Genomic DNA, 15,632 nt, shown 5'->3' on the forward strand with positions numbered 1-15,632 from the left:
GCGCGGTAATCGCCGCCGTGGTGGTCGGGATGCTGGTATCAACGTTCAGCACAAAGCCGTCGGATTCCGTGTAGTTACCGGCCCTGTCGGTGACGCGCAGGATGTATGTGTGATTGCCGTCGCTCAGGCCATTGTCCTGGAAGGACCAGCTCGCGCTGCCGTTCATGGTCACCTGACCGAGCAGGACGCCGTCACGATAGAGCTGCACAATTTCACCGTCGTCCGGTGCGCGGTTAAGCGTGCCGTTGATCAGCGGCGAGTTATCGTCCGTTGCCACCGCACTGCCAAAGGTACCCTGACGCTCGCCTTCACCGTCGGTGTAGCTCACTACCGTGCCCACCGTGGTTGGCGGCGTCGTGTCTACCGTCACCACCTGAGAGGCGGTGGAGCCGACGTTGCCCGCCTGGTCGATAATCCGCACCTGGTAGGTGTAATCTCCGTCAGGCAGATCGCGGGTATCGGTGTAGCTCCAGCGCTGGTTGGTGACCGTGGTATCGAGCCAGGTATTTCCGCCGTCCAGGCTGATCTGTACGCGCTCGTCGCTTGCCAGCGCGCTGCCCAGCGAACCGTTGATGGTCAGCGTGGTGTCCATGGTGATGAAATCACTGCCGGACTGGCCGGTATCGTCGCTGATGCTGTCGATGGTGACGCCGTACTGCGGCGACTGCGTATCCACCGTCACCGCCTGCGCGGTGGTGGCCCCGACGTTCCCCGCCTGGTCAACGACCCGCACCTGATAGTTATGGCTGCCGTCGGTCAGGGTACGGGTGTCGCTGTAGCTCCACTGCGTACCGCTGACGGTGGCGTAAACCCAGGTGCTGCCGCCGTCCATGCTCACCTGTACGAATTCACCCGCGCCGAGTTCTGCGCCGAGCGTTCCGTGCAGCGTGTACGAGGTCGAACTGGTCAGGAAGTCGTTATTGTCAAAGCCGGTATCCACGGTGATGTTATCCACGGTCACCGTAATCGCCGCATCCGGGGCGACCGTATCGACGGTCACCTGCTGATGGGCGCTGGCGCCCACGTTACCGGCGGCATCCACCACGCGAACGTAGTAGTCATAGGTCTGGTTACCCAGCGTGCGGCCGTCCACGTAGTACCAGCTGTTGCCGGTGACGATGACGTACTGCCAGGTCACGCCGCCGTCGATGCTGATCTGCGCGTATTCCCCGTCGGCCAGCGTTGCGCCGAGCGAGCCGTGCAGCGTCAGGGACGTATCGTTGGTGATAAAGTCGCTGCTGCTCAGGCCGGTATCGTCACTGATGCTGTCGATAGCGATCGTTTTGCTGGCGTCCGGCGCGACGGTATCAATGGTCACCACCTGGCTGGTAGTGGCGCTGATATTCCCCGCGTCGTCAATCACCCGCAGCTGATAGTTGTAGTCTCCGTCGGCCAGCGTACGACCGTCTACATACGTCCAGCTCAGGCCGCTGACGCTGACGTCGGTCCATGTCACGCCGCCGTCGAGGCTGATCTGCGCGTGGTCGCCGCTGCCGAGCGCCGCGCCGAGCGTCCCTTTCAGGCTGATCTGGTTGTCGCTGGTGATAAAATCGCTGCCGGACAGGCCGGTATCCTGGGTGACGGAATCGACCGTAATCGTCGTCGCCGCAGGCTTCGTCAGGTCAATCACCACGTCCTGACTGTCCGTTGCCCCCACGTTCCCGGCGTTATCGATCACGCGCACCTGGTACTGGTACGTACCGTCCGTCAGAGTGCGGCCATCGGTGTAGCGCCAGGTGGTGCCGGTCACGGTCAGGTCAATCCAGGTGGTGCCCCCGTCAAGGCTGATCTGCGCCTTCTCGTTATTGCCGAGCTGCGCGGTCAGCGAGCCGTTGACGACCACCTGGCCGTCGTTGGTGATGAAATCACTCGCGCTCAGGCCGGTGTCGTTTTGCAGCGAATCAATCGTAACTCCCATCGACGGCGCGGTCAGATCGACGGTCACGGTGTGGTTATCACTGCCGCTGTTGCCGATGGCGTTGCTCACCTGCGCGTTAATCACGTACGAACCGCCGTCCGCCAGCGCCGTCACGTCTGCACTGCCCACCGTATAGCTCCAGCTGCCATCCGCCTGCACGGTCGCCGTGTAGGTTTTACCGTTCAGCGTGATGGTCACCGTCTGGCCCGCAGGGGCGTCGGTGGTGCCGCTGACAATCAGCGGCGTGCCGTGCTCGGCGGCGTTGACGATATCGTCCTGCGCAAAGGTGTTAATGGTGATGGTTGGGACATCGCCGTTCAGCGTCACGTCGTGCGTGGCGCTGCCCGGGTTACCGGCCTTATCGCTCACCGCAGCCGTAATGGTGTAATCCCCGTCGCTCAGGCCGAGGAAATCACGGCCCGGCACGAAGACCGACCATGAACCGTCCGCTCCGACGGTCGCCTGATAGCTGTGCCCGTTGAAGGAGACGGTCACCGTCTGGCCCTGTTCCGCCGTAGTGGTGCCGCTGATGGTCTGGCCCGCCAGCTGCTCGGCGTTGTTGACGATATCGTCATCGGCCACGGTGCTGATGGTCACGGTTGGCGCGACGGTATCTACCGTTAAGGTATGCGTGGTTTGACCGTTATTACCCGCCTTGTCGTTCACCGACGCGGTGACCGTCAGCGCGCCTTCGCTCAGGCTGGCAAGATCGGCGGCCGGAACGTCCAGCGTCCAGGTACCGTCGTTTGCCACGGTGGCCGTGTAGGTTTTGCCGCCCAGCGTCACGGTCACCGTCTGGCCCGCTTCCGCGCTGGAAGAGCCGTGTACGGTGAGCGGCTGCTGCGCTTCCGCCGCGTTAAGCACGTCGTCGCCAGACAGCGTGGCAATGCTCACCACCGGCGAGGTGGTATCCACGCTGATAGTATGCGTTGCCGAGGCGCTGTTGCCCGCGCTGTCCTGCGCCGAAACGGCCACCTGATAGCTCGCACCGTCGGCCAGCGCGCCCACATCGGCGGCCGGAACGGTTGTGGTCCATGAGCCGTCGCTTTGAATGGTAGCCGTGTAGGTCTTGCCGTTCAGGGTCACGGTGACTTGGGTGCCGCTGGCGAACTGCGAGCTTGAGCCGTTAATCACCAGCGAGTTACCCGCTTCTGCCGCGTTGATCACGTCATCGCCGCTGAGGGTGTTGACGGTCAGCGCAACCGATGCGGTGTTCACCACCACATCGTGGGTCTGGGTGCTGCTGTTGCCCGCACTGTCGGTAATGGTCGCGCTGAGGGTCACGGTGCCGTCGGTCAGCGCGGAAATCACGCTCGCCGGCACGCCCACGCTCCAGCTGCCGCTGGCGTCAACGGTGGTGGTGTACTGGTTCGCACCGATGATGATGACCAGCTTATCGCCGACGCTCGCGCCGGTTGCCGTGCCGCTGACGATCTGCGCCTGCCCGTGCTCCACGCTGTTGATGACGTTATCGCCCGCCACGACGTTAAAACTGACGGTCGGCGGCGTGGTATCAAGCGTAATCGCTTTGCCCGCGCTGCCCGGGTTACCCGCGGCGTCACTCACGCTGACCTGTACGGTGTAGCCGTTGTCCGCCAGCGCGGACAGATCGGCTGCCGGAACGTTAACGCTCCAGATACCGCCCTGCTGCACCTGCGCGGTATAGCTCTTCCCGCCCAGCGTCACGGTGACCGTCTGACCGACTTCCGCCGTGGTGGTGCCGGAAATGGCCACGCCCGCAGCCGCTTCGCTGCCGTTAATCACGTTATCGCCAGCGACCGTATCAATGCTCACGGTTGGCGCGGTGGCGTCTACGCTGTACTCGCGGCCCGCCGAGGCGCTGTTGCCGTGCGCGTTGGTGACGCTCACCTGCACGCTGGCATCGCCGTCTTTAAGGCCCGCGAGATCCGCAGACGGCACGGTGGCCGTCCAGTTACCGTCGGCATCGACCTTCGCGGTGTACGTCTTGCCGCCGAAGGTGACGGTAACGGTCTGGTTTTCCTCCACGTTAGAGGTGCTGCCGGACAGCACCAGATCCGCGCCTTTTTCTGCCGCGTTAATCACGTCGTCGGTGGCAATCGCATCAATGCTGATAGCCACTGCCGCCAGATCCACCGTCACGTCATGGCTGATGGTCACCGGGTTGCCCGCCGCGCTCTGGCCTGCAACGGTCACGGTGACCGTGCCCGCAGCCAGGGCCCCGACGTCTGCCGCCGGGATCGCCGCGCTCCAGTTACCGTCTGCCAGCACGGAGGCCGCATAGGTTTTGCCATTGACGGTCACGGTGAGCGTGGTGCCTGCCGCCAGCCCGTCGCTGGAGCCGGTGATAATCAGGTTCTGTCCATGCTCGATGCTGTTAATAACATCGTCGCCCGCGACGGTATCCACGCGCAGGCCCGGCAGGCTGGCGTCTATCACGATGTCGCGCTCGCCCGCGCCGGTGTTGCCGTGGCCGTTGGTGACGGTCGCCGACACGGTCAACTCGCCGTTGCCCAGCGCGGTGAGGACCGTTTCCGGCACGTTCACGGACCAGGTGAGATCGCTCTGCACCGTTGCGGTGTAGCTGTTGCCGCCGATAGTCACGGTTACCGTGTTGCCCGCTTCCGCGTTCGCCACTTTGCCGCTGATGGTCTGGCCTGCGGCCACTTCCGCCGCGTTGATAACGTTGTCGCCCGCCACGGTGTTGATGGTCACGGTTGGCAGCGCGGTGTCGACCAGCAGGTTCGCGGTGTTGCTCACGCTGTTGCCCACGCCGTTGGTGGCGGTCGCATTCAGGGTGTAACTGGCCTGGCCGAGACCGGCCAGATCCGCCGCCGGAACGGTCAGGCTCCAGGTACCGTCCGACGCCGTCGTGGCCGCGTAGTTTTTACCGTTAAGGGTCACGGTCACCATGGTGCCTTCCGCCAGGTTGGCGCTGGTGCCGCTGACGCTCAGATCCTGACCTTTCTCCACCGCGTTCAGCACGTTATCGCCGCTGATGGCGTTGAAGTTCACCGACGGCAGGCCGGTATCGACGGTGACGCTATGCGTGCCGGAACCGGTGTTGCCCGCCGCATCGGTCACTGACGCCGTGACGGTGACGGTGCCGTCGCTGAGGCCGGAAATGACGCTCGCCGGGACGCCCACGCTCCAGTTGCCCGCCGCATCCAGCACGGTGGTGTAGGTCTGGCCGCCGATGGTGACGGTGACCTTATCGCCCGCTGCCGCACCGGTGGCGGTGCCGCTGATGATGTGCGCCTGAGCGTGCTCGGCGATGTTAATCACGTCATCGCCCGCTACGGTGTTGATGGTTACCGCAGGAACGGTCACGTCCACCGTCAGGTTGTGATCGGCCGATGCCGGGTTGCCCGCCTTGTCGCTGACGCTCGCCGTGACGGTCACGCTGCCATCGCCGAGCGCCGCCAGATCCGCCGCCGGAACGTTCAGCGTCCAACTGCCGTCCGCGCCTGCGGTTGTGGTGTAGTCTTTGCCGTTCAGCGTTACGGTCACCGTCTGGCCCGCTTCGGCGGTGGTGGTGCCGGACACGGTCAGATCGGACTGCGCTTCAGTGGCGTTAAGAATGTCGTCGGTCGCCAGGGTGTTGATGGTTACGGACGGCGCGGTCGCATCCACGCTGTACTCGCGGCCCGCCGAGGCGCTGTTGCCGTTCACGTTGGTGACGCTCACCTGTACGCTGGCGTCGCCGTCCTTGAGGCCCGCCAGATCCGCAGACGGCACGGTGTAGGTCCAGTTGCCGCTGTCGTCTACTGTCGCGGTATAGATTTTGCCGTTCAGGCTGATGGTCACGGTTTGCCCGGCTTCCACGTTGGTGGTCGCACCGGACAGCACCAGATCCGCGCCCTTCTCCGCCGCGTTAATCACGTCGTCTGACGCAATCGCGTCAATGCTGATAGCAACGGTCGCCAGATCCACCGTCACGTCGTGGCTGATGGTAATCGGATTGCCCGCTGAGCTGTCGCCGGTAACGCTGATTTTGACGGTGCCTTCCGGCCACGCGCTCACGTCGGTGGACGGGATCGCCGCGCTCCAGGTGCCGTCCGCCAGCACGGTCGCCGCATAGTCTTTACCGTTGACGGTGACGGTCAGCGCGGTGCCCGCCGCCAGCCCGTCGCTGGAACCGGTGACGATCAGGTTCTGCGCGTGCTCGATGGTGTTGACCACGTCATCACCCGCGACGGTGTCAACGCGCAGGCCCGGCAGGTTAGCGTCGATAGCGATCTCGCGATCGCCGGTGCCGGTATTGCCGTGGCCGTTGGTGACGGTCGCCGTCACGCTCAGGCTGCCGTTGCCCAGCGCGGTCAGCACGTCAGACGGCACGTTCACGGACCAGGTCAGATCGCTCTGCACCGTTGCGGTGTAGCTGTTGCCGCCAAGGGTGACGGTAACGGTATTGCCCGCTTCGGCATTCGCCACGGTACCGCTCAGGGTCTGGCCTGCCGCCACTTCCGCCGCGTTGATGACGTTATCGCCCGCCACGGTATTGATGGTGACGGTAGGCAGCGCGGTGTCCACCAGCAGGTTCGCGGTGTTGCTCACGCTGTTGCCCACGCCGTTGGTGGCGGTCGCGTTCAGGGTGTAGTTGGCCTGGCCGAGACCGGCCAGATCCGCTGCCGGAACCGTCAGGCTCCAGGTGCCGTCTGCCGCCGTGGTGGCGGTGTAGTTTTTACCGTTGAGGGTCACGGTCACCACGGTGCCTTCCGCGAGGTTGGCGCTGGTGCCGCTGACGCTCAGATCCTGACCCTTTTCAACGGCGTTCAGGACGTTGTCATCGCTGATGGCGTTGAAGTTGACCGATGGCAGGCCGGTGTCGACGGTCACGTCATGGCTGCCAGTGCCGGTATTGCCCGCCGCGTCGGTGACTGACGCCGTGACGGTCACGGTGCCGTCGCTGAGGCCGGAAATGACGCTCGCCGGTACACCCACGCTCCAGTTGCCCGCCGCGTCCAGCACGGTGGTGTAAGTCTGGCCGCCAATCGTGACGGTGACCTTATCGCCCGCTGCCGCGCCGGTGGCGGTGCCGCTGATGATGTGCGCCTGGCTGTGTTCTGCGATGTTAATGACATCGTCGCCCGCCACGGTGTTGATAGTCACCGCAGGAACGGTGATATCTACCGCCAGGTTGTGGTCCACGGACGCCGGGTTACCCGCTTTATCGCTAACCGATGCGGTGACGGTCACGCTGCCGTCGCTTAATCCAGCCAGATCCGCCGCCGGAACGTTCAGCGTCCAGCTGCCGTCTGTGCTGACGGTTGTGGTGTAGTCTTTGCCGTTCAGCGATACGGTCACCGTCTGGCCCGCTTCGGCGGTGCTGGTGCCGGACACGGTCAGATCGGCCTGAACTTCGGCGGCATTCAGAATGTCGTCGTTCGCCAGGGTATTGATGGTCACGGACGGTGCGGTCGCATCCACGCTGTACTCGCGGCCCGCCGAGGCGCTGTTGCCGTTCACGTTGGTGACGCTCACCTGCACGCTGGCGTCGCCGTCTTTCAGGCCCGCCAGATCGGCCGCTGGCACCGTGGCGGTCCATTTACCGTCGGCATCGACCGTGGCGGTGTAATTCTTGCCGCCGAAGGTGATGGTGACGGTCTGATTTTCTTCCACGTTCGAAGTGGTGCCGGAGAGCACCAGATCCGCGCCCTTCTCGGCCGCGTTGATCACGTCGTCTGACGCAATCGAGTCAATGCTAATGGCGACGTTCGCCAGATCGACCGTCACGCTGTGGTCGATAGCGACCGGGTTACCGGCGCTGCTCTGGCCAGCAACGGATACAGTAACCGTGCCTGCACTCAGTGCGCCGACGTCTGCGGCCGGGATCGCCGCGCTCCAGGTACCGTCAGCCAGCACGGTCGCCGGATAGGTTTTGCCGTTGACGGTCACGGTCAGCGCCGCGCCCGCCGCCAGCCCGTCGCTGGAGCCGGTGATAATCAGGTTCTGCCCGTGTTCGATGCTGTTGATCACGTCGTCACCCGCCACGGTATCCACGCGCAGGCCCGGCAGGTTGGCGTCTATCACGATTTCGCGCTCGCCCGTTCCGCTATTGCCTACGCCGTTGGTGACGCTGGCTGACACGGTTAAATCACCGTTGCCCAGCGCGGTCAGAACGGATTCCGGCACGTTGACGGACCAGGTGAGATCGCTTTGCACCGTTGCGGTGTAGCTGTTACCGCCAATCGTCACGGTCACGGTGTTGCCCGCTTCGGCATTCACCACCTTACCGCTGATGGTCTGGCCGGCTGCCAGCTCCGCCGCGTTAATGACGTCGTCACCTGCAATGGTGTTGATAATCACGCCCGGCAGAACGGACTCCACGTTCACGGTGTGCGACGTGCTGGTATTGTTGCCGACGCTGTCCGTTGCCGATGCGGTAACGGTGTACAGCGCTTCACCCAACTCGCCGACCCGATCAGCCGGAACGGTGGTGGTCCATTTCCCGTTGCTATCGACCATCGCGCTGTACGCTTTGCCGTTCAGCATCACGGTTACTACCGCGCCTGTCGCCAGGCCAGAAGCCGTACCGGAGATCGTCAGATCCTGGGTTTTCTCGCTGTTGTTGATTACATCGTCACCGGAAACGGTGTCAATGGTCAGCACCGGCGCGGTCAGGTTCACCTCCACGCCGTGCGTGGCGCTGTTGCTGTTGCCCGCTTTATCGGTCAGCGCTGCGGTAATGGTGTAATCCCCCGCGGCCAGCGCGGTGACGTCCGCCGCAGGCACGCCCACGCTCCAGTTGCCTGAGGCATCCAGGGTAGCGGTGTACGATTTGCCGTTGAGGGTAACGGTGACCACGTCGCCCGCCGCCGCGCCGGTTACGGAACCCGTGACAATCAGTGCCTGCGCATGCTCGGCGCTGTTGATCACGTCGTCGTCGGAAACGGTGTTAATAGTCAGCTGCGGGACGGTGGTATCGACCAGCACGTCGCGATCCGCAGAGGCCGGGTTGCCCGCCTTATCAGACACGGCGGCGCTGATGGTGTAGTTGCCGTCGGTAATACCGCTCAGATCCGCAGACGGCACGGTCACGCTCCAACTGCCGTTCGCCTGTACGGTGGTAGTGTAATCCACGCCGTTCAGCGTTACGGTGACGGTCTGGCCCGCTTCGGCGTTGGTCACGCCGTTAACGACCAGATCCTGCTGCGCTTCGGCCGCATTGATGATGTTGTTGTCGCTGACAATTTCAATAGACACCGTCGGCGCGGTCGCGTCCACGCTGTACTCGCGGCCTGCCGACGCGCTGTTGCCGTTCACGTTGGTGACGCTCACCTGCACGCTGGCATCGCCGTCCTTCAGGCTGCCCAAATCGGCAGACGGCACGGTCGCCGTCCAGTTGCCGCTGGCATCCACCGTCGCGGTGTACGACTTGCCGCCGAAGGTGATGGTAACGGTCTGGTTTTCTTCCACGTTGGAGGTGGAGCCGGACAGCACCAGGTCCGCGCCTTTCTCCGCCGCGTTGATTACGTCGTCCGACGCAATCGGGTCAATGCTGATGGCAACTGCCGCCAGATCCACCTTCACGTCGTGGCTGATGGAAACCGGGTTGCCCGCCGTGCTTTGGCCTTCCACGGTCACGGTGACCGTGCCCGCGCTCAGCGCGCCGACGTCTGCCGCCGGAATGGCTGCGCTCCATGTCCCGTCCGCCAGCACGGTTGCCGCGTAGGTTTTGCCGTTGACGGTGACCGTCAGCGCCGAGCCGCTCGCCAGCCCGTCGCTGGAGCCGGTGATAATCAGATTTTGCGTATGTTCGATACTGTTGATCACATCGTCGCCCGCCACGGTATCGACGCGCAAGCCCGGCAGGTTGGCATCAATAGTGATGTCGCGTTCGCCGGTGCCGGTATTGCCGTGCCCGTTGGTGACGCTCGCCGTTACGGTGAGATCGCCGTTACCGATGGCGGTTAAGACCGTGGACGGCACGTTGACCGACCAGCTCAGATCGTCCTGAACCGTCGCGGTATAGGTATTGCCGCCGACTGAAATGGTGACAGCGTCACCGCTCGCCGCACCGCTCACTTTGCCGCTCAGGGTCTGCCCGGCAGCCACTTCCGCTGCGTTAATGACATCGTCCGTGGCGACAGGGTTGATGGTGACCTGCGGCAGCGCGCTGTCGACCAGCACGCTGTGGCCGGTGCTCGCGCTGTTGCCTGCGGTGTCGGTTACGCTCGCCGTCACCACATAGCTCGCTTCACCCAGCGCAGAGACGTTTGCCGCCGGAACGGTGACGCTCCAGCTGCCGCTGGCGTCGGTGGTGGCCGTATAGCTGATACCGTTCAGGGTCACCGTAATGGTGGTTCCGTCCGGCTGGTTGCTGGTGCCGGACACCAGCAGATCCTGGCCTTTCTCGGTCGCGTTGATCACGTCGTCAACCGCCAGGGGATTGATGGCAACCACCGGCGCGGTCAGGGAGACGTCAAACGCGTGCGTCGCGGTGGTGCTGTTACCGGCTTTATCGGTGAGTGTCGCAGAGATCGTCTGCTCGCCGTTTGCCAGCGCGCCCACGTCCGTCGCCGGAACGCCCACGCTCCAGCTGCCGGACGCATCCAGCATGGCGGTGTAGTCTTTGCCGTTCAGGTTCAGGGTAATCACGTCGCCCGCCTGCGCACCCGTCACCTTGCCGGAGACGATCAGCGCCTGGCCGTGCTCGGCAATATTCACGACGTCGTCGCCCGCAACGATGTTGAATGAAATCTGCGGTACGGTGGTGTCGACCAGCACCGAGGAGCCCGCGCTGGCCGGGTTGCCTGCCTTATCGGACACGGTCGCCGTTACCGCCACGCTGCCGTCGGTAATGCCTGCCATATCCGCCGCCGGAACGTCGAGCGTCCAGCTGCCGTCCGCCTGCACCTGCGCGGTATAGGTGTTGCCGTTGAAGGTCACGGTGACCGTCTGGCCTGCTTCGGCAGTAGAGGTGCCGCTCAGGGTCAGATCCTGCGCCGCCTCTGCCGCGTTCAGCATATTGTCATTGCTGATGGTGTTGATGGTCACCGTCGGCGCGGTGGTATCGACGCTGAACTCCTGCGCCGAAGACGCCGCGTTGCCGTTCACGTTGGTGACGCTGACCTGCACGCTGGCGTCGCCGTCTTTCAGGCCGCTCAGATCGGCAGACGGAACGGTCCAGGTCCAGTCGCCGTTGGCATCCACCGTGGTGGTATAGGTTTTACCCGCGAAGGTGATGATCACGGTCTGGCCCGCCTCAACGTTGGAGGTGGTGCCGGAAAGCACCAGATCCTGGCCTTTTTCCGCCGAGTTGAGCACGTTATCGTCGGTCACGCTGCTGATGGTGATGGCGACAGGCGCGAGATCGACGTCCACGACGGTCCCGATAGCCACCGGGTTGCCGGAGGCATCCTGCGCGCTTGCCTTGATATCCAGCGAACCGTCCGCCCACTGGGACACATCGGCCGCCGGAACCGCCGCCTGCCAGGTGCCGTCCGCCAGTACCGTTGCCGAATAGGCTTTGCCGTTGATGGTCACGGTCACGGTGCTGCCCGCCGCCAGATCGCTGCTGGTGCCGGAGACAATCAGGTTCTGGGCGTGTTCAATGACGTTAATCACGTCGTCGCCCGCGACGGTGTCAATGCGCAGACCCGGCAGCTGGGCGTCGATGGTGACGTCCAGCGACGACGAGCCGGTATTGCCGTGCGCGTTGGTCACGCTGGCGGATACGGTGAGGTCGCCGTTGCCGAGCGCGGTAAGCTGGCTCTCGCTTAACGGCAGGCTCCAGGTCAGATCGTCCTGCACGGTAGCGGTGTACGTCTGGCCGCCAAGGATAATAGTGACAGTGTCACCTGACGCCGCGTTCGTCACCTTACCGGTCAGGGTTTGCCCTGCCGCCACTTCCGCGGCGTTAACGATATTGTCGCCCGCCAGGGTGTCGATCGTCACCACCGGCAGCGAGCTGTCCACCAGCACATCGTGTGAGGTTGAGGCGCTGTTGCCTACGTTATCCGTGACGCTCGCCGTCACGGTGTAATGGGCTTCTCCCAGCGCGCTAACGGCCGAGGCCGGTACGGTCACGCTCCAGTTACCGCTGGCGTCAGTAGTGGCGGTGTAATTGATGCCGTTCAGGTTAACGGTGACGCGCGTGCCTTCCGGCTGATTGCTGGTGCCGGAGAGCAGCAGATCTTCGCCCTTCTCGGTCGCGTTAATCACGTCGTCCGCCGCCAGCGTGCTGATGGCGATAACAGGCGTCACGGTATTCACCACCACATCCAGCGAACTGCTTCCGGTGTTGCCGGATCGGTCGGTCACGGAGACGTCGATGGTCCAGGTGCCGTCCGTCAGCCCCTGCACGACGGATGCGGGCAGGCCGAGGCTCCAGTTGCCCGATGCATCCACCACGGTGGTGTAATCCACGCTGTTAATGGTGACGGTCACCCGATCGCCCGCTGCCGCACCGGTGACGGAGCCGCTCAGGATCTGCGCCTGTGAATGGGCGAGCTGGTTAACGGTGTTGGTGTCGGTGACAAAGTCGTTAATGGTCACCTGCGGTACGGTCGCGTCCACCAGACCCACGCGGTCCGCGCTGCTGGCGTTGCCCGCCACGTCGCTCACGGTTGCCGTCACGGTCACGATGCCATCCATCAGGGCACCCACGTCAGCCGCAGGCACGCTCAGCTGCCACGTACCGTCCGCCTGAACCGTGGTCTGATACGTTTTGCCGTTCAGCGTCACGGTGACCGTCTGGCCCGCTTCCGCAGTGCTGGTACCGCTTAAGGCTAAATCCTGCTGCGCTTCAGCCGCATTGATGATGTTGTCGTCGGTCAGGTTATCGAGCGTAATGGCCGGTGGCTGCGTATCCACCGTGACCACGCGCGCGGCGTCCGCGCTGTTGCCGCTGACGTTAGTGACGCTGACGCTCACCTGCGCGCGCCCGTCGATCAGGGTTTCCATGGCGCTGGCGGGTACGGTCAGGCTCCAGGAGCCGTCCTGCTGTACCTGCGCGGTAAAGGTCTGGTCGGCGAATTTCACCACCACGGTCTGCCCCGCTTCCACGCCCTGCGTCTGGCCGGAAAGGGTTAAGTCCGCGCCTTTTTCCGCCGCGTTCAGCAGGTCGTCGCCGGAGACGGTATCAATGGTGACCGCCACGGCGTTCAGATCGAGTTCAATCGGGTGTTCAGCCGCAACGGTATTGCCCCAGGCATCTTCAGCGCTGACGCTAACCGTCATGCCGCCCGCCGTCCAGGCCTGCAGGTCCGCCGCCGGAACGCCGATCTGCCAGTTGCCGCTGGCGTTAACCGCGGTGACGTACTCAACGTTGTTAATGGTGACGACAATCTGCGTCCCCGCGGCCAGATGGGTACTGGAGCCGGTGACGCTCAGATCCTGCTGCTGTTCAATGGCGTTGATCACGTCATCGCCGGAAATGGTGTTCACGCGCAGGCCCGGCAGCTCCGCGTTGATATTGATATCACGCTCGCCGGTGCCGGTATTGCCGTGCGCGTTGGTAACGGAGGCGCTGAAGGTCAAATCGCCGTCGCCGAACGCCTGAAGATCCGCTGACGGGATTTTCACGCTCCAGGTCAGATCGCTGCCCACCGTCGCGGTGTAGCTCTTGCCGCCTACGGTGACAGAGACGGTATCGCCCGCCGCCGCGCCGCTAACGCGTCCGCTGAGGGTTTGATCGACGCCCGCTTCGGCGTTATTGACCAGGTTGTCGCCCGCAAACGTATTGATAATGACCTGCGGCAGCACGGTGTCCACCAGCAGATTCGCCTCGGCAGAGCCGCTGTTACCCACGCTATCGGTACCGCTGACGCTGACGGTATAAAGGGTGTTCGCCAGATTCAGCACGTCAGAAACCGGCACCTGAACCGTCCAGATACCGTTTTCAACCGTGGCCTGATAGTTAACGTTGTTTAACGTGACGGTGATGGCGCTGCCGTTCGGCAGGTTACTGGTGCCGCTCAGGCTCAGGGGCTGCATGGCCTCCTGCGCGTTCAGTACGTTATCCTGGCTGATGGCGTCAATCGTGAATTCCGGCGGGTTGCCGCTCAGCGTCACGCCGTGCGTCGCGCTGCCGGTGTTGCCCGCGGCATCAGTGACGGAGACCGAAATCGTGTGGCTGCCCTCACCGAGCGCGCCGATGACGGAGGCAGGCACGCCGACGCTCCAGCTGCCGTCGGCAAGCACCACACCGGTGAAGGTCTGGCCATCAAGGGTCACGGTCACCACGTCACCTGCCGCCGCGCCGCTCGCCTTCCCGGAAACGATCTGCGCCTGGCCCTGCTCGCTGGTGTTCAGAATGTCGTCACCCGCGACGGTGTTGATCGTCACAACGGGAGCGGCGGTATCAACCGTGAAATCGGCGGTGGTGGAAGAACCGTTACCCGCTTTGTCGCTGACGTTGACCGTGAGGGTGTGCCCGCCGTTAGCCATCGCCTGTACTTCACCGGCAGGAAGCGTGACGGACCAGGTGCCGTCACTGCCCACGGTCGCCGTGTGATTTTTACCGTTCAGCGTGACCGTCACAATCTGGCCCGCTTCCGCATCGGTTTTACCGCTAATCGTCAGCGGCTGATTATGTTCAGCGGCGTTAATGATATTGTCCTGCGCGATTGCATTCACGGAAAGCGCAGGCGCAACGGTATCGACGCCAATCGTCTGACTGCCGCTCACGATATTGCCCGCCGCGTCTTTGCCGCTCACATTGACCGTCCAGGTGCCGTCGCCCAGCGCCTGCGCGTCTGCGGCAGGCACCTTCACGCTCCACGCGCCGTTTGCCCCCACTTCTGCGGAATAGGTTTTTCCGTTCAGCGTCACGGTGAGTTCGGTTCCCTGCGCCAGGTTTTTGCTGGCCCCGGAAAGCGTGAAGCCCGCGGACTGTTCGCTGGCGTTGATCACGTTATCGCCCGCCGTAGTGGCGAGCGTCACGGCGGCCTCGGCCGTTGAGACGGTTACGGTGATGCTGCCCGCAGAAGTGGTTTTGCTGCCGTCGATCTGTACGACCGACCAGGTGTGCTCCCCGTCTGTCTGTGTCGGGAGTTTTACCGTCCAGGTGCCGTCCTTCGCGACCATGGTGCTGGCGATGGTGCTGCCGCCGCTGTCTTTAATCTGAATGGTCGCGCCCGGCTGCCCGGTACCGCTGAAGGTTGGGGTGTTGTCGTCCGTGATCTCTTTTGCACTCAGCACGCCCTGCTTGTCACCCGCGTTATCCGTCAGCAAAAAGGTCGGCGTGGCGCTCTCAACCTCTTTGGTATTATCAATAACTTTCGTTTTTGTTTCGCCGTCACCGCCGTGAGCCAGCAGCGCCCCAATGGCACCGCCGCCTAACGCCGCGCCCGCAATCCAGCCCCACGGCGCATCGCTTAATACGCTTTCCTGCTCCAGGAAAGGCTCAATGCTGCTAATGGGTGCGGCCTGCGCGGTTAATTCCGTCGTGGCCATGCCTGACGCTTCCCCGGCATCGGCAAAAGAAATATGAGTCAGTTCCTGATTATCGTTGAACACCAGCTCTGACTGATTATGCGTTTCTGGATCTTCGACAAAATAGTTATTGCAGCGGATCACGCTGCCATCTTTCATATAAATCAGGAGATCTTTCCCCTGGCGGACATAACGCACTACGTCCTGAGCAGAACCCTGGATTTCTATCACGCTCGGCGATGAAATGGATACCGACAGATTTCCTTCGCCTGTTAATTTCGTTTTCTCCGCCGTTTTGCGAATGATGACATCAACAACTTTTACGTTACTCATATTCTTCTCCTTGCAGGTGTAC

Annotated in this window: 1 pseudogene; it reads right to left on the reverse strand. The window is 63.3% G+C overall.

Annotation, left to right across the window (positions count from 1 at the left end):
• Positions 1–91 precede the first annotated feature (91 nt).
• A pseudogene (locus AC2T6E_RS02540) lies at positions 92–15,610 on the reverse strand (Ig-like domain-containing protein); the annotation flags it as partial.
• Positions 15,611–15,632 lie beyond the last annotated feature (22 nt).

The organism is Enterobacter sp. B79-1, from assembly GCF_057444735.1.